At 71.1% G+C, this 12483-nt stretch carries 10 protein-coding genes; 4 read left to right on the top strand and 6 right to left on the bottom strand.

Features of this window, described 5'->3' with window-relative positions; genetic code table 11:
- Nucleotides 1-13 precede the first annotated feature (13 nt).
- Nucleotides 14-1180, top strand: coding sequence for a pyridoxal phosphate-dependent aminotransferase (locus tag AC07PU_RS11245; protein WP_495317497.1), 1167 nt, complete (start codon nt 14-16; stop codon nt 1178-1180).
- On the opposite strand, the gene AC07PU_RS11240 is transcribed toward AC07PU_RS11245, so the two are convergent.
- The 3 genes from AC07PU_RS11240 to AC07PU_RS11230 all read right to left on the bottom strand — a co-directional run bounded on the left by AC07PU_RS11240 (nt 1177) and on the right by AC07PU_RS11230 (nt 4076).
- Nucleotides 1177-2556 carry a CoA transferase gene (locus tag AC07PU_RS11240; RefSeq protein WP_495317494.1) on the bottom strand — a complete coding sequence of 460 codons (1380 nt, stop codon included), beginning with the start codon at nt 2554-2556 and terminating at the stop codon, nt 1177-1179. The genes AC07PU_RS11245 and AC07PU_RS11240 overlap by 4 nt on opposite strands.
- A gap of 79 nt (nt 2557-2635) precedes the next feature.
- Entirely contained in the window at nt 2636-3274 is a 639-nt protein-coding gene (locus AC07PU_RS11235; RefSeq protein ID WP_057595049.1) for a 3-oxoacid CoA-transferase subunit B, read from the bottom strand.
- A 1-nt stretch (nt 3275) separates the two neighbouring features.
- Nucleotides 3276-4076, bottom strand: coding sequence for a CoA transferase subunit A (locus AC07PU_RS11230; RefSeq protein ID WP_495317492.1), 801 nt, complete (start codon nt 4074-4076; stop codon nt 3276-3278).
- 95 nt (nt 4077-4171) lie between these two features.
- Between AC07PU_RS11230 and AC07PU_RS11225 the strand changes: the two genes are divergently transcribed.
- The 3 genes from AC07PU_RS11225 (at nt 4172) to AC07PU_RS11215 (ending at nt 5671) form a co-directional block, all read left to right on the top strand.
- On the top strand, nt 4172-4774 hold the full coding sequence (locus AC07PU_RS11225) for a LuxR C-terminal-related transcriptional regulator (RefSeq protein ID WP_203201593.1): 603 nt from the start codon (nt 4172-4174) through the stop codon (nt 4772-4774).
- 164 nt (nt 4775-4938) lie between these two features.
- On the top strand, nt 4939-5079 hold the full coding sequence (locus tag AC07PU_RS11220; protein ID WP_172705439.1) for a hypothetical protein: 141 nt from the start codon (nt 4939-4941) through the stop codon (nt 5077-5079).
- A gap of 124 nt (nt 5080-5203) precedes the next feature.
- Nucleotides 5204-5671, top strand: a complete 468-nt coding sequence (locus AC07PU_RS11215) for an ASCH domain-containing protein (protein ID WP_495317489.1) — start codon at nt 5204-5206, stop codon at nt 5669-5671.
- Nucleotides 5672-5683: 12 nt separating this feature from the next.
- Here AC07PU_RS11215 and AC07PU_RS11210 read toward each other — a convergent pair whose 3' ends face one another.
- Genes AC07PU_RS11210 through AC07PU_RS11200 form a run of 3 tightly spaced genes read right to left on the bottom strand, consistent with a single transcriptional unit; the run spans nt 5684 to nt 12458 of the window.
- Entirely contained in the window at nt 5684-6475 is a 792-nt protein-coding gene (locus AC07PU_RS11210; RefSeq protein WP_495317487.1) for a hypothetical protein, read from the bottom strand.
- Complete coding sequence (locus AC07PU_RS11205; RefSeq protein WP_208512793.1) at nt 6472-7206, bottom strand: phospholipase D-like domain-containing protein; 735 nt, start codon at nt 7204-7206, stop codon at nt 6472-6474. Before AC07PU_RS11205 ends, AC07PU_RS11210 begins: the two co-directional genes overlap by 4 nt.
- Entirely contained in the window at nt 7203-12458 is a 5256-nt protein-coding gene (locus tag AC07PU_RS11200; RefSeq protein WP_495317485.1) for a DNA repair ATPase, read from the bottom strand. Before AC07PU_RS11200 ends, AC07PU_RS11205 begins: the two co-directional genes overlap by 4 nt.
- Nucleotides 12459-12483: the final 25 nt, after the last annotated feature.

Raw genomic sequence — 12483 nt, 5'->3', positions numbered from 1 at the left:
AGGAGACGCCCGCATGCCACGCCACCGCCCCGCCCGTTTGACCCACATCGCCGGCATCGGCGTCGACCGCATGGGCGCCATCGCCGACGACGCCGAGGGCCCGCCCTTCCTGCGGCTCGAGAACCTCGACGTCGACATCCCGCCCGATGCCGAGGCCGTGGCGCGCACCGTGCGCGCCGCCACCGAGGACGCGGACAACAGCTACCTGCCCTTCGTCGGCCAGGCGCGGCTGCGCGAAATTGCGGCGCGCCATGTGTCGGAACTCTCGGGCGTGGCCTACGAGGCGCGCCATTGCGTGATCTCGGCCGGCGGGCTCTCGGGCATCCTCAATGCCCTGCTGGCCACGGTGGAGGTCGGCGACGAGGTGCTGGTGACCGACCCGACCTATGCCGGCCTGCTCAACCGCATCCGGCTCGCGGGCGGCACGCCGAAGTACGTGCCGTTTCGCTTCACGCCCGGCGGCGAATGGAAGCTCGACCGCGAGGCGCTGCGCGCCGCCGTGGGCCCGCGCGTGCGCACGATGCTGCTGATGTCGCCCTCGATGCCCTCGGGCGGCTTCTTCGATGCCGACGACTGGCGCGCGATCGCCGCGCTGTGCGTGCAGCACGACCTGACGCTGATCCTCGATGCCGCGATGGAGCGGCTGCTGTTCGACGGCCGCGAGCTCATCCATCCGGCCGGGCTGCCCGGCATGGCCGAGCGCACCATCACCGTGGGCTCGTCGGCCAAGGAACTGCGCATGATCGGCTGGCGCGTGGGCTGGACCGTGGCGCCCGAGAGCTACATGCCCGACCTGGTGGCGGTGTCGCTCGCCAACGTGGTGGTGCCGGTGGGCATCGCGCAGGACGCGGTCGCCACCGCGCTCGCGCAGTCGCCGCGCACGCTGGCGCCCTATGTGGCCGAGCTGGAACGGCGACGCGACACGCTGCTCGACGAACTGCGCGGCCTGCCCGTGGGCGTGCCGGCCGGCGGCTGGTCGATGCTGCTGCGCGCCAGCGATTTCGGCATCGACGGCCAGGCGCTGTCCGAGCGGCTGCTCAAGGCGCGCGTCTGCGCCACCGCCATGCAGGGCTGGGGCGAGACGCATGGCGCGCAGTACCTGCGCTTCGTGTTCTCGAACGAGCCGGTGGAACGGCTGCGCGGCCTCGGCGACAAGGTGCGCGCGGCGCTCGGGGCCTAGGGCCACTCCGCGGGGTGGCTGCCCGGCGGCATCGAGGGCCGCGGCCAGGCAGCCGGCGTGCGCGCGAGCAGCGCGCTGTGTCTCAGGCCCGCGAGCTCGCCGAAGCCCGAGGGCTCGGTTTCCACATAGGGCGCGATGTCGGGCCTGGGCGTGGCGAGCCCGCCGGGCACGCGGCCGAGTCCGCGCAGCCAGTGGCCGGTCTGCGCGAGCGACACCCGCACCAGCCAGCTGCCGCCCTCGCGCTGCTGGCGATGCAGCGCGGCGGCCGCGCCGAAGGCGATCAGGTAGCCCGTGGCCTCGTCGAGGATCTGCATCGGCAGCGGCTTCGGCTTGCCATCGCCGGCCGCCTCGCCCTCGGCCTGGTTGAAGCCCATGGCGGTCTGCACCAGCGAATCGAAGCCGCGGCGGCCGGCCCACGGGCCCTGCGTGCCATAGGCCGTGAGCGAGACGCAGACGATGCCGGGCCGCAGCGCCGCGAGCTGCGCCGGCCCGAAGCTCAACGCCTCGAGGCCGCCGGGCCGGTAGCCCTGCACGAACACATGCGCCTGGCCGGCCAGCCGGCGCAGCGCCGCCTGTCCGTCGTCGGTGCGCAGGTCCACATGCGTCGACAGCTTGCCGCGGCTGGTGTCGGCGATGGCCTCGATGTTGGGCAGCCGCGGCGAGTTGACCAGCAGCACGTCGGCCCCGTAGGCCGCGAGCGCGCGCCCGCCGACCGGGCCGGCCAGGATTCGCGTGAGGTCGAGCACGCGCAGGCCCGCGAGCGGCCGCTGGTCCTCGCGCAGCGGCGGCAATGCAAGCGGTGCCGCGTCGCCGATGCGCTCGATGGTGAACAGCGGCTGCGCGGCGATCGCGCGGCCCTGCGGCGTGGCATCCCACTCGTCGAAGCGGCGCAGCGCGGTCGCCACCAGCCCGCGCGCGGCGGCGGCTTCCTCGAAGTCGAGCGCGCGCCAGCCGGCCATCGCGGCTTCGGCATCGGCGCGCACGGCCGTCGCGGGAGCGAGGCCCAGCAGGCGCAGCGCGCCTTCGCGGTGGTGCGCGAAGTTGGCGTGGATGCGCACCCAGCCGTCCGCCGTGCGGTAGAGGCCCGAGAACGCGTCCCAGAGTTCGGGCACGCGGCCGTCGAGGCTGAACCAGCCGGTGCATTCGAGCGCGGCATGGCGCATGTCGACCGCGACTGCCTGGCGCGGCACGCCGCGCGCATGGCCGAGTTCGCAGGCCGCCAGCGCGGCCGCGGCGATGCTGCCCTGCGCCGCCGCGCCGACCGCGAAGGACGACGGCAGCACCGGGTCGGCGCCCGTGAGCCGCGCCAGCGGCAGTGCGTCGGCCGGCAGGCCGGCCTGGCGCCAGAGGTCGTGGAGGATGTCGCTCGCGCTCATCTTGTTCGTTCTCTCCAAGGAAAAAAGGCAGGGCCCGCTCGCGCGGCCCTGCCCTTCGTTCGTCGTTGCGGCCTTCGCCTTACTGGATCAGCTTGGCGCCGGTCTTGGCCTGCAGCGCATCGAAGCTCACGCCGGGCGCGAGCTCGATCACCTTGAGGCCCTCGGGCACCACGTCCATCACGGCGAGGTCGGTGATGATGCGGTCGACGACGCCCACGCCGGTCAGCGGCAGGGTGCACTTCTCGAGGATCTTGAAGTCCTCGGTGCCGTCCTTCTTCTTGGCCACGTGTTCCATCAGCACGATCACGCGCTTGACGCCGGCCACCAGGTCCATCGCGCCGCCCATGCCCTTGACCATCTTGCCGGGGATCATCCAGTTGGCGAGGTCGCCCTGGGTGCTCACCTGCATCGCGCCGAGGATCGAGAGGTTGATCTTGCCGCCGCGGATCATCGCGAAGCTGTCGTGGCTGCCGAAGATGGCCGAGCCCGGCAGCGTGGTGACGGTCTGCTTGCCGGCGTTGATCAGGTCGGCGTCGACCTGGTCCTCGGTCGGGAACGGGCCGATGCCCAGCATGCCGTTCTCGCTCTGCAGCCAGACTTCCTTGGTGCCCGTGTGGTTGGCCACCAGCGTCGGGATGCCGATGCCGAGGTTGACGTAGAAGCCGTCTTCCAGCTCTTGCGCGGCGCGCGCCGCCATCTGGTCTTGGGTCCAGGGCATCTCAGGCTCCTTCTTTCTTGTTGACGACCTTCGCGGGCACTTCGCTGCCGGCGGCGGCCTGGGCGATGGCCGTCTGGGCCTCGACCTTGGCGGCCGCGGCATCGACGCCGGCGCTCACGGTGCGCTTCTCGATGCGCTTCTCGGGCGTGGCGTTGAGCACCAGGCGGTGCACGTAGATGCCCGGCAGGTGGATGTCGTCGGGGGCCAGCTCGCCCACCTCGACGATCTTCTCGACCTCGACGATGCAGATCTTGCCGGCCATCGCGGCCGCGGGATTGAAGTTGCGCGCCGTCAGGCGGAAGCGCAGGTTGCCCGACTTGTCGGCCACGTCGGCCTTGACCAGCGCCACGTCGGGCACCAGCGAATGCTCCATCACGTAGGTCTCGCCGTCGAACTCGCGCAGTTCCTTGCCTTCGGCGACCTGCGTGCCCACGCCGGTCTTGGTGAAGAAGGCCGGGATGCCGGCGCCGCCGGCGCGCAGCTTCTCGGCCAGCGTGCCCTGGGGCGTGAATTCCAGCGCGAGTTCGCCCGCCAGGTACTGGCGTTCGAATTCCTTGTTCTCGCCCACGTAGGAGGCGATCATCTTCTTGATCTGGCGCGTCTCGAGCAGCTTGCCGAGGCCGAAGCCGTCGACGCCCGCGTTGTTCGAGATCACGGTGAGGTTCTGCGCGCCGGAATCCTTGAGCGCGTCGATGAGCGCCTCGGGAATGCCGCACAGGCCGAAGCCGCCGACCGCGAGCATCTGCCCGTCGGCCACGACCCCCTTGAGCGCCGCCTCGGCGGAGGAATAGATCTTGTTCACTCGTGCTCCTTGATTGGCTGTGTCGAGAGTGGGTGGGAAAGCCCTGAACGATACTACGTACCCGCATACGTAGTATTTCGTAATGGTGACCCCCGATGCAGGAGACGACCGATCGCAAGGCTGAGGCGGCAACGCCCGACATCGACTACCGGCTGGCCTTCGAGCATGCCCCGGTCGGGATGGTGGTGTCGCGCCACCGCGCCATCGTGGCCTGCAACCAGCGCGTGTGCGAGATCTTCGGCGCAACGCCCTCCGCGCTGGTGGGGCATTCGTTCAGCATCCTCTACCCCAGCCTCGCCGAGTTCGAGCGCATCGGCAAGCGCATGGAACCGATCATGAATGCCAGCGGGCATTACGCCGACAACCGCATGATGCGCCGGCTCGGCAACCTGCACGGCGCGATCGCGGGCGAGACCTTCTGGTGCCACGTCACCGGCCATGCGATGAACCGCGCCATCCCGCACGAGTCGGGCATCTGGACCTTCGAGGACCTGGGCTCGCGCCGCGCGACCAAGGCCCAGCTCACGCCGCGCGAGCGCGAGGTGGCGGCGCAGGTGATGCGCGGCCTGACCTCGAAGGAGATCGGCAAGGCGCTGGGCATCAGCCACCGCACGGTGGAGCTGCACCGCGCGCGGCTGATGCGCAAGTACGCGGCCGCCACCACGGCGGAGCTGGTGCAGAAGCTGATCGCTGGCTGACCAGCCCGTCGAGGGGATCGCGCCGCGGGCCCCCGGGTTCCCTTCGATCGTTGCCGAAACGGAAACGCCGTGTCGATGAAAGGCACGAACCATGGCGCTTTCGCAGGACTATCGTTGCAGTCATGCGGACACGGTGTCCGCGTCACTGTTCAAGGAGTCGTCTCATGACCACAGCCCTTCATTCCGAAAAGGCCCTTCTGCAATCGCGCCTGGCCGCGCATGCCCACGTGCTCGCCGTGCACAAGGCACCGGTCGCGCTGACGCTGGCCGCCGTCATCCTGTCGGTGCTCGGCGTGCGCGCCTGATCCTGGCAGCGCGCCAGGGCTGAACGAGAGGCGCCGCGCCCCACGCATCGAAGGATGCGCCCACGGTGTCCCTCATTCAGCGCTCATTCTTCGCTATGCTCTGCCCCCTTTGGCAGGCACGCGCATGGCGATCCCCGACGAGATCCTTCCCTTCTGGCAACGCTTCGAGGCCGCCCTCGGCAGCAAGGCCGCTTCGCGCTTCTGCGAAGCCTTCCACTTCGACGACAACGAAGCCGGCGCCACCGAGCTCGCGCAGCTCGTGCTCGAAGGCCGCAAGCGCGGCACGGCCAGCCTCGAATGGTCCTTTGCCGCCACGGGCCGCCCGCGGCCGCGCCCCGGCGACCTCAGCGTGGTGACCGACTGGCACGGCCGGCCGCTGTGCGTGATCGAGACGCGCGCGGTGGTGGTGATGCCCTTCGAGGAGGTCGGCGCGGACTTCGCGGCGGTCGAGGCCGAGGGCGACGGTTCGCTGCGCTACTGGCGCGAGGGCCACTGGCAGTACTTCAGCGGCGAGTGCGAGCGCATCGGCCGCACGCCCGACCTGCGCATGCCGGTGCTGTGCGAGACCTTCGAGATGGTCTGGCGCGACTGAGCGCCGGCGGCCCTACTTCTTCTTCGGCGCGATCGAGGCCTTCGCCTTGCCGTCGGCCGACGCGGCCGCCTTGGGCGCTTCAGGCGCCTTGACCCAGCCGCGCAGCATCAGCCCCATCAGCAGGCCGGCCAGGAAGATCACCCAGTAGACCCAGGCCGGCAGGTTCTCGGCGCCGCTGTGCAGGTTCATGCCGAAGACCGCGCCGATCGCCATCAGCGGGAAGGTCAGCGCGGCGATGGTGTTGAGCTTGTGCTGCGCGCGCGTGGCCTCCAGGGCCGCGCGCGCCTGCGCCTCGGCCGCATGGGCGAGGCGGAAGTCGAGCGACATGCGGGTGTCGGCCAGCAGCAGTTCGAGCCCGCGCGCGATCTCGACCGCGCGGTCGCGCAGGTCGACCAGCAGCGGATCGTCCTTCACCGCCTCGCGCGCCGCCTGCAAGGTGGCCTGCAGGTTGGCGGCCGCGCGCGACAGCGGGATCAGCGGCCCGAGGATCTGGAACAGGGCCTCGGCATCGGCGGCCGCCTCGTGGCGCTGCTCGAAGGTGGCGAGCGCTGCGCGGTAGCTCTCGAGCAGCTTCGCGAAGGCGCGCTCGCCCGGCGTGCTGCCCTTGTGGAACCAGCCGCCGTCGGGCTTGCGCAGGAACACCGAATGACGGCGCTCGCTGCCGCTGCCCGCGGGCGGCTCGTGCAGGATCACGAGCAGGTGGCCGTCCTCGTGCACGATGCGCTGCGCGCCATAGCTGTCGCGGCCCAGCCGCTGCAGCATGGCGGGCGGCAGCTCCCAGTCGTAGTCGATGCGTCGGCTCATCGGTCTTCCTGCAGTTCGCGCCACAGCGTGTCGAATTCGTCGGCGAAGCGCCGCAGCAAGGTGGCGTCGTTGCTCAGCACCAGGTTCTCCTCGTTGAACTCGCTGGCGCTGCGGGTCCAGTTGTAGCTGCCGTTGAGCAGCCAGGCGCCGTCGAAGATCGCGAACTTGTGGTGCATGTGGGCGTCGGTGCGGTCGACCGCCACCGGGATGCCCGCGTTGCGCAGCCGGCCCACGTCGCTGCCGAGGTCGTATTCCTTGTCGTTGTCGGTCACCAGCCGCACGCGCAGGCCGCGCCGATGGGCCGCGAGCACCTCGTCGCTGATGCGGTCGTCCGACAGCGTGAAGACGCAGAGGTCGGCGCTGCGGCGCGCGCCGCGCAGCTGCTGGACGATGGCCTGCAGGCAGGCCGTGCCCGGGCTGAAGAACACCTGCGAGCGCGGCGCCGCACCGTCGGCGGTGCCGGGCGAACGGCCGACGTCGATGGCGCGCACCACACCCTCGAGCCACTTGAGCAGGCCGAGCTGCTGCGGATCGGCGGTGCGCGCGCGCACCAGGTCGAAGGCCCGGTTGCGCAGCTGGCGCAGGCCGTCCTCGGGCGGCGAGGCCTCGCGCAGCGTGTGCACCAGCACGCGCCGCTCGTCGTCGCTCAGGCGGTGGTCGGCCATGGCGGCATCGAGCTGCGCGAGCAGCACCGGCAGCGCGTCGTGCCGCTCGGAAGGCGAGGTGCTCATTGGTCCTTCTCCGGCTTGGCCGGAGGCCGCTTCGCCGCGGCCTTCGCGCCCTGCATCTCGGCCGCGAGGCGCTCCATGTCATGGCGGATGGTGCGGTCGAGCTCGAGCCGGCGCTCGGTGGCCGTGACCAGCGGCAGGATCAGCTCGCGATAGGTCACGGCGATCTGCAGCATGGCCTCGGCCAGGCGCTGGCTCTCGCTCGGCGTCTCCGGCTGCGGCTCGGCCGGCGCCTCGGGCGGCGGCGGCTTGAGCGCATCGACCGCGCGCGCCACGTCGAGCAGGCCGCTGGTGATGCGCTGGCTGGCGTCGGCATCGTCGCCGCCGAGCTTGCGGCGCCGCACGAACTCCTCGCAGATCGCGCTCCAGCGCGCGGCCTCCTCGGCCGTGGGACTGCCGAGCAGTTGCGCGAGCCGCAGCAGGTTTTCCTCGGCGCCGGTGGTCAGCGTCTGAGCCTCGCCGCGGTAGTGGTCGCGCAGCAGCGCATCGAGCTCGTCGTCGCGCATCAGCGCCGTGACCTTGCCCGCGAGCTTGGTCATGTTGCGGTAGCTGCCCTGCAGCTTGAACGGCGGCGCGGCGCGGTAGTGCTCCTGCTGCGCGGCCGACTCGATGTACGCGAGGTTGACCTTGAGCAGCAGGTCGCGCACGCGGAACAGGCGCTGCAGCAGGCCCTTGATCTCCTCGAGCTCGACCGCGCTGTAGGGATGCGACAGCGCGCTGCTCGGCACCTCCTGGCCCTGCGCCATCTGCACCAGCAGCTGCACGTCCTTCGGATCGCGCGAGGCCAGCGGCATCAGGGTGGCATTGGCCGTGAGGCTGTTCTCGATGTAGGACAGCGCGAACGCGGCCTCGCGGCCCGAGAGCACGTCGCCGAGGTTGTAGATGTCGGCCCGGTTGGCGAGCATGTCGGGGATCTTGAACACGTCGCCGGACTCGGTGTAGGGGTTGCCCGCCATCACGATCGCGAAGCGCTTGCCGCGCATGTCGTAGCTGCGCGGCTCGCCGTTCCACACGCCCTCGATGCGGCGCGTGCCGTCGGCCAGCGCGATGAACTTCTGCAGGAACTCGGGGCTGGTGTGCTGGATGTCGTCGAGGTAGAGCATCACGTTGCTGCCCATCGCCAGGCCCAGGTTGAGCTTCTCGAGCTCCTGGCGCGCCGCGCTGTTGGGCGCGCTTGCCGGATCGACGGCCGTGACGCCATGGCCCAGCGCCGGGCAGTTGATGCGCACGAAGATCAGCCCGAGCCGGTCGGCCACGTACTCCATCAGCGTGGTCTTGCCGTAGCCCGGCGGCGACATCAGCAGCAGCAGGCCCATGCGGTCGGTGCGGTTGCCTTCGCCGGCCGCGCCGATCTGCTTGGCGAGGTTGTCGCCGACGATCGGCAGGTAGAGCTCGTCGATCAGGCGGTTGCGAACGAAGGTCGACAGCGGCTTGGCCTGGAACTGGCCGAGCTTGAGCCGCGTCTTCTCGTGCGCGAGCAGCTCGTGGCGCAGCACGTGCAGCGCCTGGAAGTCGGGCACCGCGTGCGCGGCATGGAACTGGAAGCGGCGCCAGAAGTCGTTGAGGTTGAGCGTGACGCGACCCTCGGTCACGCGCGGATGCTCGCCGCGCAGGCCCTCGACCGTGCGGTCGAGCGCCGCGTTGACGCGCACCCGCTGCACCGGGATGGCGAGCACGCTGGCCGCGTCGTCGACCCAGGCCAGCGACTGCGGCGACTGGTGCAGCGCATAGGCGCGCACCCAGTCGCGCGCGAGCCGCCAGCGCTCGGGCGGCGGCGCGCTGTCGAGGTCGTGCTGCCAGGCCTCGCGCCGGCCGCCGCGCTCGAGTTCGCGCAGCAGCGCGGTGGCGAGGTCTTCACCCGCGCCCGACACCACCCAGTGCCCGCCGCCCTGCGCGCTCGCGAGCTCGCGCACCAGGTAGGCGCCGGCGCGGCCGCAGAGCGTGGTGACCTCGTCCTGGTGCGCCTCGAGCGCCGCGTCGTCGGCGGCGGGCTCGGGCAGCGGCAGCAGGTCGGGCAGGAACTCCTGCGCGAAGTGGCGCAGCACGCGCGCCATGTCGGCCTCGAGCTGCGCCAGCGCATCGCGCCGGCCGAACAGCTCCTGCATCTGCAACGCGGCGCGCGCGCGCCGCTGCATCGATTCGCGCATCGCCACCAGATGGCCGTGCTGCCAGTAGAGCAAGGCCAGCGCGCGCTCGGTCGGGCCCCAGGCCAGCAGGCCGGCCTCGTCCTGCATCGGCACCAGCGCGGCCAGGAGGCGCAGCGCGTCCTCGTCGTGCACGCCCTTCTGGTAGCCCTCCTGGTAGCGCGGCGCGGCGAAGCGGCGCACCAGTTCCAGCAGCTCGGGATGCAGCGGGTTCTCGGCCAGCAGCGCCAGCAGCTCGGCCCAGCCGCGCTCGGCCCGGCCCTGGAGCAGCGCCTCGAGCAGGCAGCCGGCCAGGTACTCGGCGCGCGACAGCGCGGGCGTCTCGGACACCAGCGCCTGGTTCCAGTAGCGCCGCAGCGGCAGCAGGCGCTCGTCGTTGACCGGGCTCAGGTAGTCGGTGCCCGTGACCTGGTAGGCCAGGCCCTCGCCATGCGCCACCAGCGTGAGGTCGATCGGCTGCCGGTGCACGGTGAAGGCATGGCGGCCCAGCCGCAGCGTGTCGCCGCCATCGCTCGCCAGCTCGCGCTTGTCGCGCACCGCGCGCAGCGCCTGGTCGCGCGCGGTCTTCAGCCGCGTGTCGAGCTCGTCGGCCGGCACCGCCGAACCGAGCGCGCGCAGGTCGGCGATCAGCGCATGCAGCTTGGCGATCATCGGATCGGCCGCGAAGTAGCTGTGGACCTGGCCCAGCTCGCCGAACTGCGCCACGCGGCGCGCGATGCCGTCGAGGATGCGGCCGGCCGCGTCGATCACGCCCTTGGCGCGCCGCTGACGTCCCTCGACCAATGTCTGGCGCCGGGCCGACAGCGCCTCGTAGACCGACTCGCGCTTCTCGGCGATGTCGGCCAGGAAATCCTCCTGCTCGGCGAAGCGGCCCTCGATCTCCTCGAGCTGGGCCAGGAGGCGCGTGAGCGCGTCGTCGCACTTCTCGGGCGTGTCGGCGAACTCGAGCGCGTTCTCCACCGCCTGGCCGAACAGCTTGAACTGGGCGCCGAACTCGGCGCGCGCCTCGTTCGCGCCCAGCGACTTGCGGCGCGCGCGCGCATCGGCGCGCATGCGGTTGATGTCGGCGTAGATCAGCGAGATGCGGTCGAGGATCGAGGTGCGCACCACCGCGTCGCCGCCCGGCAGGCTGCCGAGCTGCTCGGTCAGCAGGTCGAGGCCCGCGGCCTGCTCGTCGAGCGTGGCGAGCAGCTTGCCGAGCGCCGGCGAGGTGCCGAGCTGCGGCAGCTCGAGCGCGAGCTTGTCGAGCGCCTGGCGCTGGCCGTCGAAGGCGGTGTCGGCCGCCAGGAACTGCATCGCGCGCTCGCCGATGCGCTGCTGCTCGGTCTCGAGCGCGGCGTCCATCGCGGCGATGCGCGGCAGGTCGGCGTAGCGCAGCTCCTTGAGCATCTGCAGCTGGCCGCGGCGCTCGCGCAGCCGCGCCAGCGCCTTGACGAAGTCGTCGGGAGCGCGCCACAGCGTGCTGGCGATGTCGACCAGCAGCGCATGCTGCTCGGCCTCGGCCTGCGCCAGCGCGCGCGCCGTTTCGCGCCGGATGGTGTCGACCTTCTCGAACTCGGCCAGCGTGCCGCGCGCCACCTCGGCGATGCTGCGCAGCTCGCCCGAGAGGTTGTCCGTCTCGGGCGAGTCGAGCCAGAAGTAGGCATCGCTCACGCGCGTGCACTGGCGGATCAGGTCCTCGTAGGCGGCGCGCGTGGGCGCCTGCTCGCGCACCGCGCGCGCGATGCCCATCAGGTCGGACACGCCGCGCACCAGCTCGGCATTGCCGATCTTGCCGAAGAAGCCGGTGGCCGGCGGCTGGGCACCGGCATGCTCCTCGCTCGCGAACGGCGTCTGCCACAGCTGCATCGGGTGCACGCGGGTCGGCTCGTTCTCGTCGCCGTTGAACACCAGGATGCGCCCGTCGGCGAAGCGCGCATAGCCGTTGGCGACGATCGGCGTGGCCAGCGTCTTGTCGATCAGGTTGTAGTTGAACAGCGCGTAGCGCCCGGGCTTGGGGTCGTAGAAGACATAGGCCACGTCCTCGCCGTTGGGCGAGCGCAGCATGCGCTTGAAGCGCAGGCTGCCGACCATGTCGGCCGGCAGGTCGAAGCGCTTGTGCTCGCCCGACTGCAGGTAGTAGCCGCCCGGGAAGATGATGCCGTGGTCCTCGGGCAGCTGCACGCACGAGCCGCCGATGGCGTCGATGCGCTCGACCTGCTGCGTGCGGATGTTGAACACCAGGTAGCGCGTGACCTGCTCGCGGTAGGGCTTCACGCGCAGCAGGATCAGCATGCCGAGCTTGGCCCAGGCGATCTCGGCATCGGTCAGCGACTGGCTGCGGTCCTCCACCGGCTCGTTGTAGATGCCCAGCCCGGTCTCGGTGTTGTTCTCGACCTTGATCGTGAGGTCGCCGCCCAGCGTTTCGACGAACACGGTGTCGAGCACGTTCACGTGCGGATGCTTGCCGCCCACGTGGTCCTCGCGCGTGGCGACGGTCCATTCGAAGTCGTGGCTGGCCGGCAGCGCGATGTCGCGCTCGCCGCGGTTGTCGATGTAGTGGATGGAGCCGTCGCGCTCGATGGCCCAGCGGAACACGCGCACGTCGTGCAGCTGCTGGCCGATCTGGAACGCGGCCAGCAGCTTGTCCTGCGTGACGCGCAGCTGCAGCAGCGTGGCCTGCTTGTAGTAGGCGTAGAGCTCGCGGAAGTCGGAGGCGAAGCGCGCGTCCTCGAGGAAGGTGCCGGCGATCGGCACCGGCTGCAGCTCGTCGGCATCGGGCGCGCCGAGCTGCGCCATGCGGTAGAGGCCGAACACGTCGCCGACGGCGGTTTCCTTGCGCAGGCCGATGAAGACGTTGTAGCCGAACAGCAGCAGGTCGCCGATGCGCACGATGTCGCGCGCCACGGCGTTGTTCTCGGTGCGCGCGCGGGTGCGCAGCACCAGCGACTGCTCGGAGCGGCCGAACTCGGCCAGTCGCTTCTCGTTGAGCGCGCGCGCCTTCTTCAGCAGGCCCTCGCCCTGGGTCTCGAGGCGCTTCTTCAGCAGGTCGTAGCTGCCGCTGCCCGAGACCAGGGCCTCGGTCGCATCGGCCGCGGCACCGGGCGGATGGCCCGGTTCGTTGGTGTCCATGGGTGGGTGCCGTGCGGGTCAGCCC

This window comes from Variovorax sp. GW821-FHT10D07 (genome assembly GCF_059415325.1).
This window is presented reverse-complemented; position numbering and strand designations above follow the sequence as displayed.

Excerpts from the sequence above, each read along its gene's own strand:
- AC07PU_RS11200 (WP_495317485.1), bottom strand. The coding sequence starts at position 12,458 with ATGGACACCAACGAACCGGGCCATCCGCCCGGTGCCGCGGCCGATGCG.
- AC07PU_RS11220 (WP_172705439.1), top strand. The coding sequence starts at position 4,939 with ATGACCACAGCCCTTCATTCCGAAAAGGCCCTTCTGCAATCGCGCCTG.
- AC07PU_RS11235 (WP_057595049.1), bottom strand. The coding sequence starts at position 3,274 with ATGCCCTGGACCCAAGACCAGATGGCGGCGCGCGCCGCGCAAGAGCTG.
- AC07PU_RS11245 (WP_495317497.1), top strand. The coding sequence starts at position 14 with ATGCCACGCCACCGCCCCGCCCGTTTGACCCACATCGCCGGCATCGGC.
- AC07PU_RS11240 (WP_495317494.1), bottom strand. The coding sequence starts at position 2,556 with ATGAGCGCGAGCGACATCCTCCACGACCTCTGGCGCCAGGCCGGCCTG.
- AC07PU_RS11215 (WP_495317489.1), top strand. The coding sequence starts at position 5,204 with ATGGCGATCCCCGACGAGATCCTTCCCTTCTGGCAACGCTTCGAGGCC.
- AC07PU_RS11210 (WP_495317487.1), bottom strand. The coding sequence starts at position 6,475 with ATGAGCCGACGCATCGACTACGACTGGGAGCTGCCGCCCGCCATGCTG.
- AC07PU_RS11225 (WP_203201593.1), top strand. The coding sequence starts at position 4,172 with ATGCAGGAGACGACCGATCGCAAGGCTGAGGCGGCAACGCCCGACATC.
- AC07PU_RS11205 (WP_208512793.1), bottom strand. The coding sequence starts at position 7,206 with ATGAGCACCTCGCCTTCCGAGCGGCACGACGCGCTGCCGGTGCTGCTC.